At 42.5% G+C, this 22,705-nt stretch carries 23 protein-coding genes, 1 pseudogene and 1 riboswitch; of the genes and pseudogenes, 18 read left to right on the top strand and 6 right to left on the bottom strand.

The features are described from left to right. Positions 1-33: 33 nt before the first annotated feature. The gene (locus BTO10_RS04470) at positions 34-777 is read right to left on the bottom strand and encodes a hypothetical protein (protein ID WP_105023701.1); all 744 of its coding nucleotides are present in this window, start codon (positions 775-777) and stop codon (positions 34-36) included. Between the two features lie 971 nt (positions 778-1,748). Here BTO10_RS04470 and BTO10_RS04465 point away from each other — a divergent pair. Both BTO10_RS04465 and lspA read left to right on the top strand, forming a co-directional pair. Further along, the gene (locus BTO10_RS04465; RefSeq protein ID WP_004738846.1) at positions 1,749-2,156 is read left to right on the top strand and encodes a GFA family protein; all 408 of its coding nucleotides are present in this window, start codon (positions 1,749-1,751) and stop codon (positions 2,154-2,156) included. Positions 2,157-2,290: 134 nt separating this feature from the next. Continuing rightward, on the top strand, positions 2,291-2,782 hold the full coding sequence (lspA, locus tag BTO10_RS04460; protein ID WP_105023700.1) for a signal peptidase II: 492 nt from the start codon (positions 2,291-2,293) through the stop codon (positions 2,780-2,782). 313 nt (positions 2,783-3,095) lie between these two features. Here the strand turns inward: lspA and BTO10_RS04455 are convergent, their stop codons facing one another. Continuing rightward, entirely contained in the window at positions 3,096-3,980 is an 885-nt protein-coding gene (locus BTO10_RS04455) for a DMT family transporter (RefSeq protein ID WP_105023699.1), read from the bottom strand. Positions 3,981-4,082: 102 nt separating this feature from the next. Next, positions 4,083-4,406, bottom strand: a complete 324-nt coding sequence (locus BTO10_RS04450) for a hypothetical protein (RefSeq protein ID WP_105023698.1) — start codon at positions 4,404-4,406, stop codon at positions 4,083-4,085. Between the two features lie 456 nt (positions 4,407-4,862). On the opposite strand from BTO10_RS04450, the gene BTO10_RS04445 reads away from it, so the two are divergent. The 12 genes from BTO10_RS04445 to thiM all read left to right on the top strand — a co-directional run bounded on the left by BTO10_RS04445 (position 4,863) and on the right by thiM (position 15,450). Next, entirely contained in the window at positions 4,863-5,834 is a 972-nt protein-coding gene (locus BTO10_RS04445) for a hypothetical protein (RefSeq protein ID WP_105023697.1), read from the top strand. A 350-nt stretch (positions 5,835-6,184) separates the two neighbouring features. Beyond that, on the top strand, positions 6,185-7,282 hold the full coding sequence (locus BTO10_RS04440; protein WP_105023696.1) for a YdcF family protein: 1,098 nt from the start codon (positions 6,185-6,187) through the stop codon (positions 7,280-7,282). A gap of 102 nt (positions 7,283-7,384) precedes the next feature. Then, on the top strand, positions 7,385-7,636 hold the full coding sequence (locus BTO10_RS04435) for a DUF2999 family protein (protein ID WP_004738856.1): 252 nt from the start codon (positions 7,385-7,387) through the stop codon (positions 7,634-7,636). Between the two features lie 227 nt (positions 7,637-7,863). Further along, positions 7,864-8,253, top strand: coding sequence for an ASCH domain-containing protein (locus BTO10_RS04430; RefSeq protein WP_008216358.1), 390 nt, complete (start codon positions 7,864-7,866; stop codon positions 8,251-8,253). A 129-nt stretch (positions 8,254-8,382) separates the two neighbouring features. Continuing rightward, positions 8,383-9,120 (top strand): helix-turn-helix domain-containing protein, encoded by a 738-nt coding sequence (locus BTO10_RS04425; protein WP_105023695.1) that lies wholly within the window; start codon positions 8,383-8,385, stop codon positions 9,118-9,120. Between the two features lie 80 nt (positions 9,121-9,200). Beyond that, positions 9,201-10,118, top strand: a complete 918-nt coding sequence (locus BTO10_RS04420) for a DMT family transporter (protein WP_105023694.1) — start codon at positions 9,201-9,203, stop codon at positions 10,116-10,118. A 97-nt stretch (positions 10,119-10,215) separates the two neighbouring features. Continuing rightward, a riboswitch (TPP riboswitch) is annotated at positions 10,216-10,327 on the top strand. A gap of 98 nt (positions 10,328-10,425) precedes the next feature. Continuing rightward, a complete protein-coding gene (gene thiD / locus BTO10_RS04415; RefSeq protein ID WP_181143955.1) occupies positions 10,426-11,310 on the top strand; it encodes a bifunctional hydroxymethylpyrimidine kinase/phosphomethylpyrimidine kinase in 885 nt (294 codons plus the stop codon). After that, positions 11,300-12,064, top strand: a complete 765-nt coding sequence (locus BTO10_RS04410) for an ABC transporter ATP-binding protein (protein WP_105023693.1) — start codon at positions 11,300-11,302, stop codon at positions 12,062-12,064. Before thiD ends, BTO10_RS04410 begins: the two co-directional genes overlap by 11 nt. After that, positions 12,057-12,872, top strand: a complete 816-nt coding sequence (locus tag BTO10_RS04405; RefSeq protein WP_105023692.1) for an ABC transporter permease — start codon at positions 12,057-12,059, stop codon at positions 12,870-12,872. The genes BTO10_RS04410 and BTO10_RS04405 overlap by 8 nt, the downstream gene beginning before the upstream one ends. A gap of 118 nt (positions 12,873-12,990) precedes the next feature. Continuing rightward, entirely contained in the window at positions 12,991-13,947 is a 957-nt protein-coding gene (locus BTO10_RS04400) for an ABC transporter substrate-binding protein (protein ID WP_105023691.1), read from the top strand. A gap of 8 nt (positions 13,948-13,955) precedes the next feature. Then, positions 13,956-14,636, top strand: a complete 681-nt coding sequence (gene tenA, locus BTO10_RS04395; RefSeq protein ID WP_061032307.1) for a thiaminase II — start codon at positions 13,956-13,958, stop codon at positions 14,634-14,636. Positions 14,637-14,664: 28 nt separating this feature from the next. After that, positions 14,665-15,450 (top strand): hydroxyethylthiazole kinase, encoded by a 786-nt coding sequence (gene thiM, locus BTO10_RS04390; protein WP_105023690.1) that lies wholly within the window; start codon positions 14,665-14,667, stop codon positions 15,448-15,450. A gap of 136 nt (positions 15,451-15,586) precedes the next feature. On the opposite strand, the gene BTO10_RS04385 is transcribed toward thiM, so the two are convergent. After that, the gene (locus BTO10_RS04385; RefSeq protein ID WP_105023689.1) at positions 15,587-17,530 is read right to left on the bottom strand and encodes a methyl-accepting chemotaxis protein; all 1,944 of its coding nucleotides are present in this window, start codon (positions 17,528-17,530) and stop codon (positions 15,587-15,589) included. 261 nt (positions 17,531-17,791) lie between these two features. On the opposite strand from BTO10_RS04385, the gene thiE reads away from it, so the two are divergent. Then, positions 17,792-18,409, top strand: coding sequence for a thiamine phosphate synthase (gene thiE / locus BTO10_RS04380; protein ID WP_105023688.1), 618 nt, complete (start codon positions 17,792-17,794; stop codon positions 18,407-18,409). A gap of 99 nt (positions 18,410-18,508) precedes the next feature. On the opposite strand, the gene BTO10_RS04375 is transcribed toward thiE, so the two are convergent. Beyond that, a complete protein-coding gene (locus BTO10_RS04375; protein WP_004738871.1) occupies positions 18,509-18,853 on the bottom strand; it encodes a hypothetical protein in 345 nt (114 codons plus the stop codon). A gap of 1,064 nt (positions 18,854-19,917) precedes the next feature. Here BTO10_RS04375 and BTO10_RS04370 point away from each other — a divergent pair. Both BTO10_RS04370 and BTO10_RS04365 read left to right on the top strand, forming a co-directional pair. Further along, positions 19,918-20,045: pseudogene (locus BTO10_RS04370) on the top strand (AI-2E family transporter); the annotation flags it as partial. Between the two features lie 48 nt (positions 20,046-20,093). Then, positions 20,094-20,753 carry a potassium channel family protein gene (locus tag BTO10_RS04365; RefSeq protein ID WP_105023687.1) on the top strand — a complete coding sequence of 220 codons (660 nt, stop codon included), beginning with the start codon at positions 20,094-20,096 and terminating at the stop codon, positions 20,751-20,753. Positions 20,754-20,812: 59 nt separating this feature from the next. Here the strand turns inward: BTO10_RS04365 and BTO10_RS04360 are convergent, their stop codons facing one another. Continuing rightward, positions 20,813-21,352, bottom strand: coding sequence for a DUF3332 domain-containing protein (locus tag BTO10_RS04360; protein ID WP_008216319.1), 540 nt, complete (start codon positions 21,350-21,352; stop codon positions 20,813-20,815). Positions 21,353-22,028: 676 nt separating this feature from the next. On the opposite strand from BTO10_RS04360, the gene BTO10_RS04355 reads away from it, so the two are divergent. Next, positions 22,029-22,622 carry a hypothetical protein gene (locus BTO10_RS04355; RefSeq protein WP_105023686.1) on the top strand — a complete coding sequence of 198 codons (594 nt, stop codon included), beginning with the start codon at positions 22,029-22,031 and terminating at the stop codon, positions 22,620-22,622. Positions 22,623-22,705: the final 83 nt, after the last annotated feature.

The raw sequence follows: 22,705 nt of genomic DNA, 5'->3' as shown, positions 1-22,705 counted from the left end.
TTGAGACTATCAGAGTGTATCTTTTTGTGTGTATCAATCGAGGGAAGCTCTCTTAATGTTCAATAAAACCTCGCCGCTGTTATCTTGATCTGTGTCAGCTAAGAACAAATTTATCTCGCCTTGAGTCGAAATCAATACTTCTTTATCTTCTACAGCGACAAGACGTTTAACGCCTTCAGGGTCTACAAACGTTAGACCAACACTGCCAAATTTGTCATACGCAGTATTATAGATGGCGTTATTTTTTATTACTGAAACAGCATAGGTGGTATGCGGTTCAACAGTATGTGTTAGGTAGTTTCCGTTTATGGCATTCATCGTGTGCTTTTCAGCGTTAATGGTTAGAACATCACCTTCAACGTCTGGCTCTCCTATGATCATTAACTCGAAATCATATATGGTTGTCTCCCGAGTACTCCAAAGAATAAAATCGATATCACCACTCAAGAAAGTGTCCCCAGAGCCTACCCAACATTGATACTGACCAGGTCGGTATGTGATTGCAAAAGATGAACTGAAAAGCTCGCCCTCTAAAAAAGGGCGAAAGTAGAACGGATTGTAATCAGCAATGCTGTTGAACTTGAAGCAAAGTTCTTGGACTGATTTAAACTTAGTACCAAAGTTAACATTACCACGCTGGTTTGCCGCAAACTCGAGTTCAGGATAAGGTATTTCTATTGGGAAACCGTTGTCCATTTGTGCTTTGGCAGTTAGCTCAATAGCTGCATTGGCAGAAGTCGCAAGCAACAGAGACGCGCAAAGGATCTGTTTTTTCATAATATATATTAGCCTAACTTGTTGTTTTAATGAGCTTGCTTAATATATTTACATTTTTTACATATGCAACTTGTTTGTTGTCGAGTTGTGTGTTGATTACATTCTTCTTTTGACCTCAAACGTTGTGACCTGATTAATTCGTTTCTACAACCACTTTTTATTACCATTATGTAAATCTACTGAACTAGTAAAAACGGCTCTATCAAGTGAATGGATCGTTTTGTCGACTTACTTCTACTGCTGATGGGATTAAAAGATTCCCTAAATCAATATTTACTAAAGATAACCCCGAGAATCTGCCTCTGAAAGCATGGAGGACTATGCGGAATAGCGGTTCGAGAAGCGTTGGAAAGGAAATGCTGTCACATGCTGAATTGTTTTCACTCAGACTATAGGGCATTTTAGAATTAAGAGAGCATGACCACGTTAGCCTAAACCGTGGATATAAAACCGACAATGCCACCTAGGCAATCGACACATTTCTACTAATACATAACTTCTGTTGATCAGCAGGCGATTAAAGTTAGTTAGCTCCTATTTGATTGTTTTGATGAATGGTCGGTTTGATAAAGTCAATCTTAGTTTTGTAAAACTAGTTGCGCATGCCGTTGCTGGGTACATGTACTTGAATTTTAGTGGACTAAGGCTGTAGCCTCCGCGAGAGATAAATTTGTATAAAATATGTTTCACAATAGTCATAGACAGAATTTGTTTGTCAATCCTAGTTGGAAGCTGTTTATCAGAAATAATCAAAAACATGTATTTAACAGATTGGAAGCTTCCTCAACGAGTAAAACGTTGTTTTCACTTGAAATTAGTAGCCTATTTTTTGATTGTGGTAGTTGAAGTGATTCCAATGACGTTTGTAAAGTGAGAGGGCCGAATACAGTCGATAGGAATTGAGATGATATTTCATGGTGTGGTGCTATAAGTGCTGACGAATATTCGTAAACTAAATTCAGGAAAAGTAGATGTACAAAGGTAGCTGTTTGTGTGGTTCAATCCAGTTTGAACTTGACGGTAATATAACTGATATTATTCACTGTCATTGCTCATTGTGTCGTAAAGCGAGTGGAAGTGCTTACGCTACAAATGGTTTTATTAATGCGCAAGATCTGAAGCTAACAGACCATAGTGATTCGCTCACCTTTTACGAGAGCAGCGAGGGTAAGCGGAAGTATTTTTGTCGGACTTGCGGTTCGCCATTATACAGTTCAAATGCTCAATCTCGAGAAAGGTATCGCCTTCGCATAGGGGCATTAGATAGCGATATATTGGAGCGTCCCCTTTCTCACAACTTCGTGACTTCGAAAGCTAACTGGGAAGATTTAAATGTAGAATTGCCTCGATACCATAGGCATGAGCCGGGGCGGAAATAGCCCTACACAAAGACTTTATAAAGGTGTTTAACTCCTTACTTTAGACGCATCTAAGTTGATACTTTTTTAGAATACGAGAAACGTTTACTGCGCTTGTGCAGGGAGCAATTAGACTTTAATAACGTAGAGGTAATATGGAATTAAAAAAGAGAATACAGGTGGTAACAGTTGTCGCCTTCTTGTGCGTTAGTATTGATCAGATAACAAAGCTTATTGCTGCTGAGTACTTGCCCAGGAACATGATGCGTAGTTATTTTTTCGACACTCTTCGTATTGGCTATACTGAAAATATTGGTGCGTTTTTAGGCTTGGGCAATGGTCTATCGGATGAGATCCGATTTGGTATTTTTGTTTTGGTTGTGAGTCTCTTCTTGTGTTTAGGCATTACTTACTTAATGACAAGTCCTCGATTAAGTACGAACTCGTTGTTTGCAATCTCAATGATTCTATCCGGAGGAGCGAGTAACCTTTATGATAGAGTGATAAATAATGGCGCGGTGGTGGATTTTCTCAATATAGGCTTTGGTTCATTTCGTACTGGTATTTTCAATATTGCTGATATAGCTATAGTCGTAGGTGCTCTGTTACTACTATTATTGGGCAGTAAACCTGAAACGGGTAGGTAACTGTCTTACGATAAACGGAGTAAGAGTTACAACATTTTGAATTGGTTGATAACAGCCACTCATTTATTGCTAACCACTAGTTTAACCCCAGCGGGGTTTGTTTTTTCTATTCTCATTGTTGAGGGTAACAGGCAACATTGAAAAGAAGCTTAAGTGGCCAGCTTAGTTTGGTCACTTAAGCTCGAGTTATATTTTATTCAGTTTTAGTACTGAAGCGATTATTTGGATTAAGTACTAAGGTTAATGCGAAGGCATCGACTACACAGATGGCTCTAGCGATATCTTCTTGTATGTGCATAATTTTTTAATATTATTAATTAGATTTAATCATTTTGTTGTTTACTCTGGGTTGTTTAAATAGATAGATTGATACAATCACAACAAAGGAGCCGAACATAGTTGTCGCTGTTATGGCTGTGCCAAAAGTTATATGATCAAATGCCATAGTGAAAATAGGTGTAAGAAAAAATAATATACTAACGCTATTAGCTGAATTTTTGGACAGCATGTACAAAAGTAATAACACGGCACCGGTTGATACGACACCAATCATCCAGCCTGCAGAAATTATAAACTTTGTCGTTAAATTAACGTCCCATCCGATAGTTACGGATATTACTAGAAAAAATAATCCAGCAAATGCATTTTGAACTAATGAGGACTCTATAGGGTCTACACCAATATTATTCTGGTATATACTTCCCACCGTTATTGCTAAAACAGCGATCAGAGAAAATAACATCCCTAAAAAAGTAATAGTGCTAACGTCCTTTGCACCATAGACCGCTAGAGTTAACCCCGAAAACCCCAAAATAAGAGTAAAGTAGCTCTTTAATGAGGCATTTTCTCTGCTAATAAAAGGCGTTAATAGCGGCTGTAGTCCCAGTACAATTGCGACGATTCCTGGAGATATTTCATACTCTATAGCAAGAAAGTAGCACCCCTGATAGCATACTTGTAACAGAAAACCGGACAGTAGAAGTTTTCCTAGCGTTGGTCTTGTCAATCTGGTTAATGATGTAAATGGCGACCTCCGCAATAAAATCGCAATCAAGCCAACTAGCATGAGAGCACCTAAGCTTCTTACTGTGAGAAATGACCAAACGGATGCATCCTCTAGTCCCATTTTTACAAAAACTGCGCCGCTGCTCCACATTATAAGAAATAATATCGGTGCGAATTTTTCTAAATTACTCATTATTACTCTATCCAGATCATGATTGTTTTAGTTCAATTTTCTGATTGCTCTCAAGAAATTTCGACTATGTTACTAGGAAATATACAAACCAGCATGCGCTCGTTAATCGACCAGAAGGGTTTCTTTAATTCCTATCTCGCAACTTATGAAGGTCGATTCGGATAGCTCAACATGTAAGTAATAGCGCTCCGGTTGATTCATCGCTTGTTGGAAAGTGCCAACGCATCTATCTAAACGTTGTGGCTTTTCGTAGGGGCTTTGTTGCCACTCGATGCGAATTCTTTGTCCTGTGTATTTCTCTATGCCACTCAAGCTATGTTGCACACCACCTAGTTTGAAAGCGGTGACTTGATCAAATAAGAATATTTCGCTAGCTGATGCTGTGTTGAACGATAGTAGTGTTAGTAATGCGAGTTTGAATTTCATTGGGAGTCGCTCTGTAAAATAATGTTAAGTTATGCAGTTGTAGATTTTATCTTTCACTTATTTTGTGAAATGTTTTATTAGGTATTAATAAATTAGATATCTTAGATGTTTAATTTAAAGGGGATGGTGTTTTAATTATACAAATGGTTGAATATAAACATTGTTTTAATTTTATCAATGTTTGATTTGATTTTCTTTATTTAAATTTAAGTTAGTTGGAATGTAAAAGGGATAAATAAAGTTTTTTATTTATACTTTTAACTTTAAATCATACTGTCAATAAAAATTATAGCTCATAGTGTTTTGTATATTTAGTGTTTTAAATGTATTTTATTATTCCTGTATAGTTGATTGTAATCACAGATGGATTCTTTATTCTTTAATTTATGATATAGCTGGTTGAAATTTCTATCAGGATAAAAGATATTCTCGCCAAAAATATGAAGGGAGTAAATAATGAAGAATATCACACCACTACTAATGTTATTAATTTCATCGACCGCTGCGAGTGAATCATACACGGTTAGCCCTAACACAAAGCACGGGTTCCCAACTCTGACCGAAGAACCTAACCTGTATGAAGCACCCAATTTTGACTTTTTCGACTTTAGTGAGGGGTATTTGGCACAGAGGGCTGAAGCTAGTGCCTTGTTACCAATAGCGCTTAGTAGCATCGATAGAGTGTGTATTAGTACTACCTTTAGTGAGATAGATAGAGAGGCGCGTTATCCGCAATCTGGTGTTTTGGTTTATACATACGCGACAAACGCTAAAGGTGAAAAAACGCATAACACCACTATAGGTGACAGAGTCTCTTTAGAAGAAGTTTCGCAGCATTGTTTGGACGAATCCTCTTGGGTGTACAAGAATTGGTTGGCTGATAAACGCATCGACTTTACCCCTTATAGCTCAGTGTTCGCATTGATTGAAAATGTCGATGTTGTGGTTGAAGGGGATTTATCTTTGTCTCAAGATCCTGTCGAGTTTGTTGAGCAGTATTTTGATTTCATCACTAAGGTCGGTTTTAACCAGTCAGCAAGTTTCTATCATACGGATATCATTAGAGACCTCAAATCAATCATCATGGAAGGTCTTCAAAACGGAAATCAGAACGTTCTTGATATCGTGAATATTGCTTTCGGTTCCGGAGGTACTAGAGAAGATATCGCGGTTATGGATGATAAAGACTTTATGAATACTTTCCTGAATATTCGCAAGATCGCTCAAGGTTCTAATATCGCTCGCTTATCTTCGTTCAGTGTAATTAATGAGTTTGATTACCAAGGCCAAAAGTATATTACAGTCGAGAAAAAAGAGCAGTTCGGCGACCGAGTTACTACACAGTATGAAACTATTATACTAAAGAGCGATGGGGATTGCTGGAGACTAAACCTTTCCGGTAACATCAAAGCACTTCTTGCTATGTAACTTTTTTATACGGTATTACACGAGATTTTCTCTAAACATATTAAGAGAGACAGGAAAAGGACCTCTATGTTGGAGGTTCTTTTGTTTGAAATTCTGTTCTTGAATTGATGCCATAGTATACGAGTTATTCTGTAGTTTGAGGGAAGCAAGGTTCGCTTAGTTTTTTTAAACTGCAATTTTATCAGCAAGCACGCTTACTGATATTTTCAAAATCGTGATCTGCAGTCATACCTTATGTAACAAATGAATATCACCTGCAGATATTTTGGGATAGTTCACAGTTTTTTTGTCCCAGCTGCTTACATTAGGCAGAAAATCTGACGTGAACACTTTTCTACACAGGATCTCCCATGAAAAAGAACATTATCGCCCTCGCTCTTGGTGGTTTGCTGGCCTTTGGCGCAACCCCATTTTCGTTTGCTGCTAACGATGGCGCAGTTCAAGCTTCTGCCGATTACGCGCAGCTAGTGACGAAGCGACAAGTTGTCGATCAACTGCTTCTTGATGCGTTGCAAGCGTTTAAGTCTCCGGCGAGAATTTCTCACGCCGGTTTCACGGCAAAAATGCCAAGTAACATGGAAATTGTGACCAACCGACTGCTAGAGGCATACCAACTAGAACCCTACCGTACCGACTTGCTGATCTCGGCAGCGAACGCTCAGATCTACAACAAAAATGCAGAGCGCGCGATTGAGCTGTTTGAACAAGCGCTAACGGTTGCACCAGACGATGTTGATCTTCACGCTTACCTTGCGGTTTGGCAGAGATTTGAAGGCAATGAAAGTGAATCCAATAAGCACATGGAGAAGCTAGGAAGACTGAACGAAGGTAAGGCTGAAGATATTAAACGCATTTTTGCGACGGTTGATCGCGTGTTAGAAACACCGCTTAAAGAATCTGCTGACAAAGGTTTGCTGGATGATCACGGAGCTATCGTTACTCTAGGTTACGCGCTGAATCCAGACGGCTCAATGCACCAAATCTTGATTGAGCGTCTTGAGACAACTCTAGCTATGGCTAAAGCGAATCCGGATGCGATCATCGTGTTAACGGGTGGCGTGCCGAAGAACCACAAGACTGAAGGTAAGTTGATGGCGGACTGGCTTATCGAGAAAGGGGTAAGCAAAGATCGCATCATTGAAGAAAACTATGCGACTAGCACGGTCGGCAATGCCTTATTCAGTAGTTATGCGTTAGCTCGCCACAATATTAAACACGCGACGATTATTAGCTCAGCAAGTCACGTTCGCCGTGGTCAAACTCTGTTTGAAGTGGCAAGCTGGCAAACAGGGCCTCAGAGTATTACTTTCGATACGGTTTCTTACCCTGATAAGCCACTTTCAGAGCTTAAGAAAGCGAGTGATGGTGAGCTACTAGGTATCTATCGTGACGCTCTTCGTACCTATGGTATGTGGAGTTACCGCTCTTACCCGTTAGAGTCTCGCTAAGTTTAGCTTTACTTCACAGTAGGCAAAGTATAAGTTGCGAGTACAATCGAGCACAGCTAGATGCTGTGCTCCTATTTTATTTAGTGTTTCAAAGGTAAAAAGATGAACCCGATTCTAGCAATGTTGAAAGAGAACAATATTAGCGATGCACAGATCAGCGAGCTATTCCAAACGTTGACTGAAAACCCTCTTGCAGCAATGGCGACGATCAGCCAACTTGGTTTACCACAAGACAAGCTTCAAATGCTTATGGGTCAGGTAATGCAAAACCCTGCGCTAATCAAAGAAGCCGTTGAAGAACTTGGCCTAGATTTTTCTAAGGTTGAAGCCGCTAAAGAGCAACTTCAAAAGTAATTGAGTGTAGGGGGCAATTTAGTTAATGAGCGATCACCAGTTAGGTTAACAGCTCTTAGCCATGCCAATCAGACTTGAGTTAAAAAGCCGTTTGAGTAGCAATACTTAAACGGCTTTTTTAATTTTGTGACTCTGTACTCATGTGAACTAAGCTCAATAGAAAGTAACGGCTGCGCTTACTTGAATTATGGTAATCAATACTAGAAAACATTTAGAAAAGAGGGCTTATGAATTCTTACAAGCTGGAAATCTACCAACGACCGCTAGACGCAATAAAGAGTGGCGCGAAGCGTGTTGAGATAAGAACAAATAACAGTTATGAGGCAATTCAATATGACCAGCTGACTAAAGGAGACCACATTGCTTTTCAAGTGATATCAGGTCCACCGTTTGTTGGTTTAGATGTGATTAAGCCAAACGCGCTGACTGTCGAAGTATTGGACGTAAGAAACTATCCTGACCCAAGAGCGTTATTGATGACAGAGGGACTAGGAGTGCTATCTAATTTGAGTGATTCAATTGATGAGGGCGTTGAGCTTCTCTACAGCTTTCACGAATACAAAGAGATGATCCCGGTTCACGGTATCTTTGCTATTGAGATTCGAGTTATCGAATAGTATCGCTATAGGGGAACGGTCACTATTTACGAGAAGTGTGACTAAATGAAGATGATAAGTTAATGTGTCTCAAATACTTTTACTTGTATACAGTTACCTTTTCGCACTTAACCAACGTCGGCGTTGCTCATGAAATCTAGCTTAAGCATTCGATCTTACACCAAACAATTCAATACTCATGCCCATGACGGCTACCATCAACTGGTGTTGCCTATTCAAGGGGGTATTAGTATTGAAATGGTTGGGTATGTTGGAAAGGTCGCTGTTGGTGAATGCGTGGTAATTCCAGTCACTACAGCTCATGCGTTTAAGGCGGATGAAGCGGCACGCTTTATTGTTGCGGATATGGTGGAGTTACCGCAGCACTTGTTAGAGCATGAGCTTTCGGTTTTCACGATAACACCACCTTTAATGAGCTTCTTGCTGTTCGTGGAAAAGCAGTTAGAATACCAAGTGGACAGTGGCATTGAATCATCTATCTTAGATGTGTTTTCACTGCTATTAGAGCAACAAGAAGTCAGCAAGAGCATCGACCCTCGTATTCGTGCGGTGCAAAGGCTTATTGCGGATAATTACGCCCAGTCTCTCTCTATTTCTCAGCTTGCAGAAACGGCTTGTTTGAGCCCCACTCAATTTAAGAAGCGCTTTAAAGAGTGTATTGGAATCAGTGCCCTTAAATACATCACTTGCTATCGTATGGAGAAAGCACAAGCCTTGCTAAGCCATACCGATTTACCTGTTCAATTGGTCGCAGAAAATGTGGGCTATAGCGACTTGTCTGCGTTCAGTCGACGCTTCTCTCAGCACTTTGGCATGTCTCCGAGGGCGTTTTTAGGTTCAATGAAAGAGAGTCTTTCAAAGCAATAATAGCGTCCTTTCGGCAAACTAACTCTAGCGTATGTTCACTATTATCTAGTTCAGAAATAAAAATAAACTAGGTAATAGTAATGAATCTTGCCATCAATCGCGTTAACGAATTCCAAACGGGCACTTTAGCCATCGTGTTTGCTTCTGTTTTATGGGGTACGACAGGCACAGCCGCAAGCTTTGCGCCGGATCTCAGCCCGCTAGCGATTGGCGCGTTTTCAATGGGCGTTGGTGGCTTAATGCAAGCGGGCTTGGCGTATCGGAAGATCTTATCTTCACTTGATAAGCTTTTGCTCAACAAAAAGCTGTTAGCCGCGAGTGCATTGGCTTTGGCGATCTATCCTTTGGCTTTCTACTCTTCGATGAAATTATCGGGTGTCGCGATGGGAACGGTGGTGTCGATAGCTACTGCTCCGTTCTTTTCTGCGCTTTTAGAGTGTCTTATTAGCAAAAATAATAATATTAATAAACGTTGGCTGACGAGCTTTGCCATTGGCGTGGTTGGTATTGGACTATTGGTTTTTTCTGAGTCGTCAGTGGGGAGCGAACCTAATGATGGCCTGAAGCTTTTAGGTATTGGTTTAGGTTTGGTTGCTGGTCTCTGTTATGCCATTTACTCGTGGGCGACAAAAGCTCTGATAGACGAAGGTATTAAGTCACAAGCGGCAATGGGCAGCATATTTGGTTTAGGTGCAATGTTGTTATTACCAACGTTATGGTTCACTGGTGACAATCTATTCGCTTCAAGTACTAATATATTCGTGGTGAGTTACTTGGTGTTACTTCCTCAATGTTTGGGTTATATCGCGTTCAGTTTCGGGTTAAGACATGTCACGGCAAGTAGTGCGAATTTGATTACTTTGCTTGAGCCAGTTGTTGCCGCCGTATTGGCTGTTTGGATTGTGGGGGAGCGGATACCTTTGGTCGGTTGGATAGGTATGTTGTTGATAGTCATGTGTTTATCCATTCAATCACAACCAAATAATCAGCGAAACTAAGTGCTTGTTAACAAAGCTAAATTGAATTTTATTCATGCTTGTATCTTATAAATGAATAAAATGAGTATCTCAGTCGCGAGAGTGCTGTTACTATCGTTATCAATAGTCGGGGGGCATCCACCTTAATTGGTATTTGCTGAGATCGTTATTCGAGACCCGTTGAACCTGATTCAGTTAACACTGGCGTAGGGAACTATGATGACTTTGTCTATGTGGTCTAACAATGAGCTCTCATTGGTTTCACTTCCACACTCTCTTTACGGCCAAAGTTCGGTTCTCTTACGTCTTTTAGATAGTAGGAGCGACCATGACGCAGCAATCCAACACTCAAGCGCCACTCAAGAATACACAAACACCACAAAACCAATCTTCGGTGGTCAATACTCCGATTGTTTTAACCATTGCAGGTTCCGATAGTGGCGGCGGTGCAGGTATTCAAGCGGATATTAAAGCCATGTCTGCAACGGGTAGCTTCGCTTGTTCGGTAATTACTGCGATTACCTCTCAGAATACCCAAGGCGTATCAGCCATTTTCCCAATCCCACTTGAGCATGTTGTCAGCCAATTAGATGCGGTGTTCACCGATTTGAATATCGTGGCGGTAAAAGTCGGTATGTTAGCGGATTCGGAAATCATCAAAGTCGTTGCAGACAAAATCAAACAGTACCAGCCCAAACACTTAGTAATTGACCCTGTAATGGTCGCGACAAGTGGCGACCTTCTTTTAGAAAACTCGGCTATCACCACATTAAAACAAGAGCTGATTCCGCTCGCTGACATCATCACGCCTAATTTGCCAGAAGGCGCTGCACTGACAGGAAAAGCCGTTCCTGAAAGCGAAGCCGAAATGCAGGATATGATTGAAGACTTACGCGCTTTAGGTGCTAAAGCCGTTCTGCTAAAAGGTGGTCATCTAGAGAAAGATGAAAACAGCAATGACTTACTGATTCTACCAACTGCATCTGCTGTCATTACCGCGAAGCGTTTTCCTACCAAAAACACTCATGGAACGGGCTGCACGCTCTCTTCTGCTATTGCTTCTTTCTTGGCTCAAGGCAACACGCTTCCAGAGGCTGTCGACTTAGGTAAACAATACATTTCACGCGCGATTGCCCATGCTGACGAGTTGAAAGTAGGTCAAGGTCATGGCCCAGTAAATCACTTTTTCGCTGGGCACGGTAATGTCCGTTAATACGGTTAGCGTTCAACTTAGCAATGCGACGTTGCGTTACCGAGATAGCGAGTACGCGACCCTGTCGGGGCTGTCACTTAACTTAAGCGCAGGTAAGTGGACAGTGCTGCTTGGGCGAAGTGGTTGTGGGAAAACGACGGTATTGCGTTATTTAGCAGGTTTGTTGGGCGACAAGGTGGAGTGGCAGGGCACATTGGTAACGTCTGATGAACTGCCTTTAACCAATCGCATCGCTTACATGGCACAGCAAGATTTGTTACTGCCATGGTTGTCGGTTATCGACAATGTATGCCTGAGCCATCGCTTCCAAGACACTACGAACAAGCATCAAAACGCAGACCAAAAGAACCGAGCGTTCGAGTTACTCGCTTCAGTTGGTTTGGCCGATTACGCGGATACTATGCCGGATCAGTTGTCTGGTGGTATGCGCCAGCGTGTTGCTTTGGCTCGAACCTTAATGCAAGACAAGCCAGTGGTGTTGATGGATGAGCCTTTCTCAGCACTGGACGCGGTAACAAGACACAAGTTACAGAGCTTAGCCTGTGAACTATTAAGAGATAAAACCGTTGTGTTGATCACTCATGATCCGCAAGAAGCAGTGCGTTTGGCGGATAACTTGTATGTGCTCCAAGGCACACCTGCGAGCGCTCACTCTTTATCTGTGCCTCACACGGCGACGCCACGAGTGCTCGATGGTGAGTGTGCCGAGTTGCAACAGGCGATCTTAGACCAGTTGGAGCGTGACTATGACTGATTTAACGCGAAGTGAAGCTGTCACTCAGCCAACGAACGTGCAGGCTAGGTCTGAGCGTTCAACTCAGATGAATCCCGTTATGCGTTTGCTTATCAGCAGTGTTGTGATTCTCGGCTTATGGCAACTTGTGGTCGTTGTTTTCGAAATGCCAAGCTTTATTCTGCCGGCTCCTGCTGAAGTTTTCCTCAAGCTAATTGAACGCTATGACGTGTTGCTCAAACACACTTGGGTAACTGCACAAGAAATCTTGCTAGGGCTATTACTAGGTCTGACGATGGGGCTGTTTTTCGCTCTGCAGATGTTGATGTTTGACCCATTGAAACGCTGGCTGTTGCCGATCTTGATTGCTAGCCAAGCGATTCCTGTATTTGCGATCGCGCCAGTACTGATGCTGTGGCTTGGCTATGGTATCGCCTCAAAAGTAGTGATGGCGGCGATCATAATTTTCTTCCCTGTAACTACCTGCTGTTATGACGGCCTGCGAAATACTCCGACTGAGTATCTTGATCTCGCTAAGACGATGGGTGCATCTAAATGGCAACTGCTACGCCACATTCAACTTCCTGCTGCTCTGCCAACATTGGCGTCGGGCATTCGTGTGGCAGTGGTTATCGCTCCGATTGGCGCGGTTGTTGGCGAGTGGGTGGGTTCGAGTGAAGGGCTAGGCTACCTAATGCTGCAAGCCAATGCGCGCATGATCATTGATGAGATGTTTGCTGCCTTGTTTATCTTGGCGGTGCTTTCTATCTCGCTCTACTTCATCACAGACAAATTACTCAAAAAAGCTATCCCCTGGGGGAACCAATGATGGCTAGCTCAATAACTCTTTGTTTAATAAAGCTTCGCTCAGGCTATTTATCTAAACAAACCTCGTTAGAAATTAGATCGACAAACACAATAATAATATTCAAAAGGAAAGGTTAACTATGAAAAACACCAAATTGGTAGGTGCAGTGGCACTGCTTGCTTCGCTAGTTTCAGGTCATGCATTAGCGGATTCGGAACACAAGAAACTGACACTGATGTTGGATTGGTTTGTAAACCCGAACCACGGCCCTATTGTGATTGCTCAAGAGCGTGGTTACTTTGCAGATCAGGGCCTAGAGATTGAAATCCAAGAGCCAGCTGACCCAAGCACGCCAGCAAAACTCGTTGCAGCAGGTAAGGTCGATCTCGCAGTAACCTACCAACCAAGTTTAACTATGGATGTCGCCGCAGGCTTGCCTTTGGTTCGTGCATCAACCCTAATCGCCACACCACTGAACACCTTGATGGTGCTGGATAACGGCAAGAACGATTCACTAGCGGATCTGAAAGGCAAAAAGATCGGTATCGCGATTGCAGGTAATGAAGAAGCGACGATCGGCACCATGCTAGCTCAGGAAAATGTTGAGTTTACTGACGTCCAAACTATCAATGTGGGTTGGGCACTGTCGTCTTCACTGGCATCAGGCAAAGTAGATGCAATCTGGGGTGGCTTACGTAACTTCGAAACGAATCAACTAGCCCTTGAAGGCTTTAAAGCCAAAGCATTCTTCCCAGAAGAGCACGGTGTGCCAGCTTACGACGAGTTGATCTTTGTGGCGAACGCAAAGAAACACGACGACGAAGCAATCAAAGCATTCAACAAAGCACTTGAGCAAGCAACCACTTACATTGTGAACCACCCGCAAGACTCTTGGAGTGAGTTTGTGGCGTATTCGCCAGATACGTTAAACAACGAGCTTAACCAACGTGCATGGAACGACACATTGACTCGTTTTGCACTTCGCCCTTCTGCGGTAGACATGAAGCGTTACGATGATTACGCGCAGTTCATGTTCGACAAAGGCATTATCAAATCACTACCAAAAGCTGCTGATTACGTACCGGCTTTTGACTAAGGGATCTCATGAAATACCAAGACTTAATCCAAGCCTGTCAGCAAGATTGGCAAGATTACACCGAGCATGATTTTGTTAAAACGCTGGCAAACGGCACTCTTGCTCAGCCGTGTTTTCTGCATTACTTGAAACAAGATTTTCTGTTCTTGAAACAGTATGCCCGTGCTTATGCATTGGCGATTTATAAGGCAAAAACACTAGCTGATATGCGCCGTGCTCTGCCAAGTGTTCATGCTCTATTGGATTCTGAAATTTCTCACCACGTGACTTACTGTGGTCAATGGGGCTTAACGGAATCTGATTTAGAAAACGAACCAGAAGATTTCGGCACCGTCGCTTACACGCGCTACGTTTTAGACGCGGGTATGACGGGGGATCTTGTTGATCTTTATGCGGCATTGGCTCCGTGTTCAATTGGTTATGCTGTGATTGGTAAAGCGCTATTAGAAAGCAGTGACACTGTTTTGGAAGGTAACCCATACGCAAGCTGGTTGCAGCTTTACGGTGGTGAAGAGTTCCAGTCTGGCGTGGCAACAGGCGCTGAGTATTTCAATCAGCTACTGGCTGAAATTGATATCAACAGCGAGCGCGGCCAGAACATCGTGCATATATTTAAAACCGCAACGCGTATGGAAGTGGCTTTCTGGCAGCAAGGTCTGAATGCACTGAATGACTCAACAACGGCTTAAAGCGACTTTTACGAATAAGGACTAATCCATGCTAACTGAACAAATCATCCAATCGCTGCGCGCAGTACGAGAGCAAAAGCCACTGGTTGTGAATATTACTAACTATGTGGTGATGAACAATACAGCCAATGCGTTATTGGCAATTGGTGCTTCGCCTATCATGGCGCACTCGCAACAAGAGCTGGCTGAGATGATGTCATTTTCTGGCGCTTTGGTGATCAACATTGGCACGCTCGACAGTGTCTGGGCGCCAAGAATGTGCTTCGCGGTTGAACAAGCGAACGCGAACAACAAGGTTGTGGTGCTTGACCCAGTCGGTTGTGGTGCAAGTACGCTGCGTACCGAGACTTCTCGTCAAATCGCACGTTTAGCGGATAAGCTAATCATTCGTGGTAACGCGTCTGAGATTATTGCATTGGCGGGCGAGCAAGCGCAGAGCAAAGGTGTGGATGCGCTTGATAGCAGTGGTGCTGCGTTAGGTGCTGCACAATGCTTAGTGGCTGAATACGGTGCAAATGTGGTGATTTCAGGCGAGACGGATTATGTTGTCACCAAAGACAGCGTAGTAACGTTAAACAATGGACACCAAATGATGCCGTATGTGACGGGCATGGGTTGTACTTTAACCGCACTGACTGGCGCATTTGCTGCTGTTGGTGATGAAAGCGGTTTGGCTGCCGCGGCGGTATTAGGTGTGGTTGGTGAAATTGCTGCTGAGAACTCTCGCGGTCCGGGTAGCTTGCAAATGAACTTGCTTGATGAGCTATATCAGTTAGACGAAGAAACTCTGATTAAACGTTTGAAGATTCAATAAGGTTCATCTGCACCTAAGAAATCAGTTAGAAGCCTAACTTAAAACGCTTTAGTTATAGAAAAGCCCCCGACACTTATGTGTTGGGGGCTTTTTATTATTGGTTTGGAACTGTACCAGCAGTGTATAGACTAGCTGACTAGGTTCTAAATCGGTTCACTTGGCTCTCTAGGTGATGCGCAACCTCAGTTAAGTCGCTAGCTGCACCTGAAATGCTGCTGACTGACTCTTGGTTACTTTGCGCGATGGTATTCGCACCTTGCGCATTTTCACCCAGTGATTTGGTAAGACGATCCTGCTCATCAACCGAAACCGCGATTTGGCTGTTGGCTTGGTTCAGGTCTTGGATGTGTTGATTTATCACATGTAAGTTCTGAGAAGCTTGCTGCGCCTGTGTTGAAGCATCTGAAACCGTACTATGGCTCTCTTTGATCGACTCTAACGCATCTTTAGCGCCACGTTGTAGTGAGGTGATGAGCTCATCAATCTGGCTAGCAGAGTCTTGAGTACGCTTAGCAAGCGTTCTTACCTCATCCGCCACGACGGCAAATCCGCGACCTTGTTCACCTGCGCGAGCGGCTTCGATCGCGGCATTCAGCGCGAGAAGGTTAGTCTGCTCTGATACGCCTTTGATTACTTCCAGTATTGCGCCAATGTTCATCGACTCTTTGTGTAGGTCGGTCACTTTCTGGCTGCTGACCTGCATGCTCTCATCGGCGCTGCCAATTTCATGCAGTGTTTTGTCTACTTCTTTGAGGCCCATCGCGACGTTCTCAGTTGCTTGGTTGGCAACTTGAGAGGCGTGATTAGCACTTGAAGCGATTTCAGATGTACTTGAAGCCAGTTGGTCGACTGCGGTTGAGATGTTCATCATCTCGCTGTTCAACTGCGTTGCGTTGGTCGAGCTGTTGTTAGTCACTTGATTGAGTGACTCAGACATTTCACCAATACGCACACTAGAGCGGTTCACTTGGCTTACGATATCACGCAGAGATTCAATGGTGATTTCCATGTTAGTCAGCAGTTCACCAATCTCGTTCTTGCTCTCAATGTTCACTTCAACATTTAAGTTACCTTGAGAAAGCTCATTGGTGATCTGTTTAACTTGTGCGATACCTTTGGTAATAGAGCGAGTCACTAAAACGGCGCTTGTCATGCCGATAACTAACGCCACACCCGTTAGTAAGATGATGATTTGAATTGAGCGCGTTTCACTGGCTTGCAGCTCTGGTGTCAGCGCCTGTTTCTGTTGTTCTAGAATGCTTTGAGCATCAGCTACCGCGATAGCTAAGCTATCACCAATCGAAGAAAGGGTAGCGGTTCTTTGAGTGTTCTCCAGCATCTGTTGATGAACTTGCTCAAAGCCTTTCGCATAGGCTTCACGCTGGTGAGAGAAGTCTTCAATCAGCTCGCTTTGGTAAGGAGAAGACTTCAGAGACTCAATATCACCCTCAATACCTGGCAGAGCATATTCAAAGATATCTTTACCTGCTTCGTAGGTTTTGAGGTTGTTGTTGTTCGAGTAGCTAATAACCGCGATCTTAGCTGCGAGAAAGTTCTCCATTAGCATACCTGCGTACAAGCTTGCGTTTGGATCGTTGTTATTGTAAGACTCATACAACAAGCTCTGTGCGGCTTTTAGCGCGTTAGTCTCTCTTTTGACCATTTCAACATTCACTAACTGGTCGATCATTAGCTGGCTCTGCTTCATTGAGCCATAGGCAGTATCAAAGGCTGCAACACTGTCTTGAACCAGCTGTATGCTTGATAGGCTATCAGTGTTAGTGGTGTTTTCGATTAAGTTATTAAGCAGATCATCGATCGCTAGTTTGCTTGATTGATAATTCGCTTCATATTGCTCATCCAATGACTCTAAGTAACGTTCAGAGGCTAAACGCATCTTAAGAAAGTGCACTTGAATGTTGCCAGACTGAGTCGCTTTGTGGCTGAGCTCGCTGTACTCGCTAAAGCCGTTCGACAAGGTTTGAATGCCTTTGTAGCTAACAAGGCCTGAAATGACGAAAAAGAGCAAGCAGATGGCAAACCCCAGCTTGATCTTAAGCGCTATAGAAAGGTGGCGCATAACTATCCCTATATTTACCTGATTCCTTCATTTTGGAGTATTTCATAAAACGGTGTATCGGGCATGCTCAAAGTGAATAGTTTGTGTAATAAGTAACGCTTTGGTTAAAAAGTTCAGATTTTTCGATATGCTTTCAACGAGTTGCGTATTTGATCTGTTCGTGCAACGCAGAGATTTTAGTATTAACTCCCATGCATAGCAGGCGATTTGTCGGTAAAATAGCAGAACACCAATGATAGAAATCGATTAGAAAGGAACGGTATGAACCCTTACAAGCTCTACTTGGTTACTGACGACCAACAAGATTTAGAAACGCTTAAGTTTGTGGTTGAAAAAGCGGTCGCTGGTGGCGTTACTATGGTTCAAGTAAGAGAAAAGCACGGAGATGTGAGAGCCTTCGTCGAGCGTGCACAAGCCGTTAAATCAGTTTTAGTTGGAACAGGTGTGCCATTGATCATTAATGATCGAGTTGATGTAGCATTAGCTGTGGATGCCGATGGTTTGCATTTAGGGCAATCGGATATGCCAGCCGCACTAGCACGTAAGCTGATTGGTTCAGACAAGATTCTTGGTTTATCGATTGAGACTGAACAGCAGTTACAAGAAGCTGATGACTTGCCGATTGATTACATTGGCCTCAGCGCACTGTTTGAGACTCAGACAAAAACAAATCTGAAAAAGTATTGGGGTTACGAAGGTATTAAGTTGGCGTTGGAAACAACCAAGTTACCGATAGTCGGAATTGGTGGCATCAACGAATCTAATATCCTACAGTTGGTTGAAACAGGTATTCACGGCTTAGCGCTAGTCTCTGCAATCTGTCACGCAGAAGATCCTAAAAAGGCGACGAAAGACTTAGTAAATCTGATGGGAGACTGAGTTTGTAGCGACTAGAAAACAAATGAAGCGAGTCATTTGTTTTCTAGTTAGCGCGTATGAAAGCGCTCAAGGGAGCTTCAGCTTAAGATAGGACCTATCTTACTGAATACACAAAGCAATGGTGCCGATGATCATCAAAGCGATCGCTGCGTACCAACCGTACTGTGAGGTTTTATCGGCAACGAAAATCTTGATGTAATTGATTTCCTCATGTGCCATCGCAATAAAGTCGGTGTAGTTAATGGATAACTCGCGACTTGTCTCTTTTAAGTCATTTTGTAGTTTGTTGAAAGCCTCATCGATGAAGCCTTTTGTTTCCGAAGCTGACGGCGTTGCAGCCATCGTTAGGCTGTTCCAAACCGCCATACGCGATTCATATTCACTTTCACTGACACAATTAAGTACGCGTAAATCATACTCTCGTTTGTTACGCTCTTTACCCATTTTCTCAGGGCAAATGTTTCTTAAAACGTTCACGACAAATTTTCCAAAAGGTTCATTTAGATATAAAAAAGCACTCGAAGAGCACTCATAAACTGGGGCGAATTAAATTCAAAAAGTGATCTATTTGAAGCTGTCATAGGCGACGTTAGCAATGCCTACACGGGAGATTTGAGGTTAGGTCAGTAGTGTTAAAGAGCGATTTGGATTGATTCGTTAACCATGCATAGGCACGACAACCCCTTTCGGATCGCAGTTTAGTTATGTCAGTTTGGGACATCAACTAGGGTGTTTTGTCCAGACGACAAAGATATTTATCGGTGAAATGTGTCGAAATGCGGTAGTGCGGCGAAACGCACTACCGATATTGCAATGTAGTTTTAGCTAGTTTGCTTGCCATTGATTGTATTGCAAAGAGTAACCTTCCAGCTTCTCAATCAGACTCGTGAATACCGGCATAGATAATACCAATGTGTGCTTTTCCTCGTTTTACTAAGTCCGCTGCATCGAAGGTGGGTGGCGGTATCATTTCGAAATGTGCGATTGAGAATTGAGCAGCTAGGGAACATTACTTCGGGTGACATAATTCTGGGGAATCCAACACATACTAGACTATTTATGGGAGTGTATGATTACGTTAGAAAAAGTGTTTTACGTTGTGTTATTTTAAGCTCGTTTGTTTATAGCAATGCTCCCTATCACGGCTTACTTACTCAATGTCGGAATTTGATAGGCATTTGTGGTGGATATCGGTGCAACCATTTGCGCGCTTGCGTCAAATCTGAGTAACAACAAGATTCGAGTTGTCTTGGTGCGGAAGCTGAGCCTCTAGTTCAATAAAGGGGCTCGAGAATAATACTTACAGGTTACATGCTTAATGGTTACTAACCGTTTGTTTATTGGTAGGTATAATCAACCTTTACTGTTTAGTAAGCCTATGTGAGTTTATGTTTGATCTGCTATCTTAGGTAAGGAACAATTTGACTTCATGGATAAACAGCATAAGGGGGATAGGAGCTTAATACCCCTCATGCGCAATCGTTGATAAGAAAGAGTTTGAGCTCTTTGTTGAACTGCTGAGTCGTGGCTCTCATATTCCAATTTTGGTGATTCTGCTCGGTGAGTTAGGTGAAATGACGATGTCCGGCACCGTATGCTTGTTTGTCGGTGCAGCATTTTGAGTTTGTCGTACTAGACAATGGTATCTTGCTTAGGCTTTGAGCAAAAAGAAGAGGACAAATAGATGAAAGCAGTCTCGGAAGACGACAACTTCTACTTCCTATTTTACGCACTATTGATGTTGTTTTTTGGTTGCGCGGTGATGCAGCAGTTTTATCCGCAAGGCCAAAAAACGATTCTGTTCTTGATCATCATTACCTTAGCGGTTTCGATTGTCGGCATTCATAAAGAGCGGTCTCTGTATCGCTCTTGGTACGGTTTGTTATTGATTACTGCATCGGTGTCTGGTGTTTTCTCCTTCCTAGAAGGCTACAATTTGTCGATAGTGACGCTAACGGCACTAACCATGTTTCTGTTTTCGCATATCTACTCCGCTTTAAGGCAAGTGATGCAAGCGAAAACGGTCACCCCCAATCACATCATAGGCTCTATCTGTATTTATTTGCTGCTAGGCTTTGCGTGGTCGACTATCTACTTGTTGATTCTCGAGATCTTTCCTAACGCATTTAATGGCTTAGAAGAGCAAATTTGGCTAACCAATTTGTTTAATGCGATGTATTTCAGCTTTATTACTCTGACAACGGTAGGCTATGGAGATATTTCTCCAGCCTTGCCAGTTGCTCAGTTCTTTGTATTTATGGAATCTATCATCGGCAGCTTCTATTTAGCGATTATGGTGGCGAGTTTAGTCAGTATTCGGTTGGCACAGTCTCAGTCCGATTAGCGTATATACAAAAAAGCCCGGCGATTGCCGGGCTTTTTATTGTTTAGCAGAGCTGTGTCTTAAGATGCAGTTGCTTGTATTTTTTCTAGTTCCGCAATCGTTGTTTGCGATACGAGTTGGCCATCCATGTAGTAAGTCACATTTTGGCCTTCTTTGATACCAGTGAGTGTTGCGGTTTCACCACTGTTATAAACGATATCCATTTGGATAGTGTTTTCATCGATCTTAATCATTTCACCGGTTTCAATAGTACGGTTGTTAGATATTGGACCTACAGGCGCTTCTTTTAGGCTTGGGTCCAGGTCATCGTTCACTTTGAAGTGAGTGTCTGTTTTTGTATCAAATACGTGTGGTGCGCCACTGATAGGGTTTTTGCCTGTCCAGAATTCAAGTGAGTTGAATACCACGTAGTCTGCTGCGGTTGTAATACCGTACACAGGCGCTAATAAGAAGTTTACACCCGCACGAGCATAGCGGTTATCGACAACTTCAACGTTAAATTTCATCACTTTCCCTGTTACGGCGTTACTGCCGATACAACCAGTTAGCGCAGAAGCCAAAACCGTTAGTCCTACAATTTTAAGTGCAATCTTTTTCATTTTAGTACCTGTATAAGTTAGAAGTCTGTTTCGTTGGAACAGGTGTAGTATGGTTTTTATTTGAACGATAGTTTTACCATTTAACGCCATCGCTGATAGAAAGTGCTTATAAACTATGCATACAAAAAAGCGCGACCTAGGAGGTCGCGCTTTTTATTGGTGAGGGGTCGTAATGAAAGTAATGACTTAACCATTTAGCTTGGTTAGTAATTACGACTGTGCAAAATAGCTATTTCGTTATGTCGCTATCTTATTATGCAGCTACTTCATTACATAGTTATATGCTTTGGTGACTAACCAACGAGCGCCTCGAAACAAAAGGGAAGTAACTTTAAAAATAAATTTGGCTATCGAGACTGCCGCTTCGCCAGCTATGCTCATGCATTTATGCAGGTCGGATTCTTTGAATTCTGAATAGGTCATGTGTTATCTCACTTCTTGCCGTTATCTTTCATATATAAGTAAATGACTCCTGTCAGGTTGAATACCCTGTGCGCGTAATGTACGAATATTCATCAACTCATTCTTACCATTTGATGCCATTTGGTTTGAAAAGTAGTCGAACGAGAAAGGATTGATAGAAATAAGGTATTAACGTTTGAACTAGCCGAAAAATAGCGACTAATAATGTTATGATCTTGAGCCTGCACCGAAGTTATACAGAAAAGGAAAGAGAATGACCCACCTTAGAGAGCAGCAAGAAGCTGCAATGGCGATGTTTAAGGAAAACTTACACCTTCCAAATGGTGGTTTTCATAAACTGATCATCGAGCTAAGTAAGGAGTTTCAACTACCTTTTCAAAAAGTACGCACTGTTTTAAAAAACGCTCAGAAAGACATTGAACGCCAAATCCGTGAAGACTTTTCAAATGTTGATGAGGGCGTGATTAGTCAAGCTAATTGGGTGAATATCATTCGCTTAAAGTTGGTTGAGTTAGCTGAAGACAATCAAAGCGTGATGGACAAGCTGAAGATAAATCCAAAATATCAAAAGGTATTGGCAGCGACTAATGCCTCAATCTCAAGTGAAGACGAACGCGATGAGTTGATTGAAGAGTTGATTCAGGCTTATGAGAAAGAGGTATTCAAACCTTTATTGGCTATGCTGCACACCACAAAGCTGTATTGGAAGTTAATGCTGGTGGATGAAACATGTAAGATGACTGAGGAAAATCGCGATAAGTTCAGCGATTACCCTCAACACATGCAAGCTGCAGAACATCTATATACGCTTGATCAAAAGTTAAGGTCTATGCCGTTAACGCAATGATAATGTGTCATTGGTGATTCAAGGTTCAATCTTAATTGATTTCAAGAAGAGCTAATTGAAATAGAAACTGGCTTTCATCAGAA

The organism is Vibrio chagasii (genome assembly GCF_002954585.1).
Lineage (GTDB): Bacteria > Pseudomonadota > Gammaproteobacteria > Enterobacterales > Vibrionaceae > Vibrio > Vibrio chagasii_A.
The sequence above is the reverse complement of the archived record's forward strand: the minus strand, read 5'-3'. Positions and strand labels throughout refer to the sequence as shown.